This is a genomic window from Thermobacillus xylanilyticus (genome assembly GCF_907165215.1).
In the GTDB taxonomy this organism is placed as follows: Bacteria; Bacillota; Bacilli; order Paenibacillales; family Paenibacillaceae; genus Thermobacillus; species Thermobacillus xylanilyticus.
The window spans coordinates 1-1,159 of record NZ_CAJRAY010000045.1 but is presented as its reverse complement, the minus strand read 5'-3'; the positions used below and the strand labels follow the sequence as shown (position 1 = coordinate 1,159).

At 56.6% G+C, this 1,159-nt stretch carries 2 protein-coding genes; both read right to left on the bottom strand.

The window, feature by feature from the left end; genetic code table 11:
- Positions 1–2: 2 nt before the first annotated feature.
- A complete protein-coding gene (gene istB, locus KJQ12_RS09955; RefSeq protein WP_213484553.1) occupies positions 3–818 on the bottom strand; it encodes an IS21-like element helper ATPase IstB in 816 nt (271 codons plus the stop codon).
- Positions 815–1,159: Mu transposase domain-containing protein (locus KJQ12_RS09950; RefSeq protein ID WP_425315970.1), on the bottom strand; the 345-nt coding region annotated here is incomplete at its 5' end. The genes KJQ12_RS09950 and istB, both read right to left, overlap by 4 nt.

Genomic DNA, 1,159 nt, shown 5'->3' with positions numbered 1-1,159 from the left:
TGTCAACGCCGGAATTCATTTGACCCACCAGCGCCGGAATAAAATTGACCCACCTGTGTGCCTGGTGTCGAATAGATTCCGGTTTTTACTTTGTCCTTGAGGCGGTAGCTGTTCCCGCGAATGTTGACGACATGGCAGTGATGCAGTAGCCGATCCAGCACCGCTGTCGCCAGAACAGGATCACCCATCAGTTCGCCCCATTCCCCAAAGCTCTTGTTGCTCGTCAGGATCATGCTCCCCTTCTCATAGCGGGCCGAAACCAACTGGAAAAACAGGTTCGCCGCAAGCGGATCCAGGGGCAGATACCCCACTTCATCCACAATGAGCAAGCGCGGCCTCAGATACACGCGCATCCGCTTGTCCAAACGATTCTCCTCATAGGCCTTTCGCAAATCGTTGACAAGCTGGGCAAGCGAAACGAAATACACCGGCAATCCTTGTCCAATGGCCTCCATGGCGAGGGCAATCGCCAAATGGGTCTTGCCTACGCCGGGTGGACCCAAAAACAGCACGTTTTCCTGCCTGCCGATGAACGTGAGTCCTGCAAGTTCCCGGATGAGCCGTTCGTCTATGCCCGGCTGAAAGGAGAAGTCGAACTCCTGCAAGGTGCGCCGGTACGGAAGATGCGCCAGTTTCATGCGCACCTCGACGTTTCGGCGCTGACGCTCCTGAAGCTCTGCCTCCAGCAGCTCATTCAGGAACGACAGATAGGTGCTCTGGCTGCGACTTGCAGCTTCGAGGATCGCATCCAACGATTGGGCGGCTTGTCCCAATCCGAGCTCTTCCAAACGGTGGCGAGCTTGCTCCAGCTCGATCATGTTCCCACCTCCATCAGCCGCTCATACACATCCAGCGATCGCACTTCCACGTCCTGCACCGGAATCCGGATGCCCTGCGGCTTCGGGTATGCATACCCCTGGGCCGTGCTGAGGTTCGCGTATTGGTGTTCACACATCACCAGCGTCCGTGATCGATGCTGTTTCTTGTGCTGGGCAATGAGCTCTTGTTCCCGGTAGATCTCGATGAATCCATTGATGTCCCGCACCTTCACGTCCCGCCCGCTGTACTTCCAGGGAACGCCATAGCGTACGCCGTCATAGCTCACAAATCCGTCCCGGCTGACTTTTCGCACCTCAAACCGGTATTTGGCCAGACGATC

What these genes read in the sequence shown, in the direction of transcription:
- istB (WP_213484553.1), bottom strand. Translation starts at nt 818, where the DNA reads ATGATCGAGCTGGAGCAAGCTCGCCACCGTTTGGAAGAGCTCGGATTG.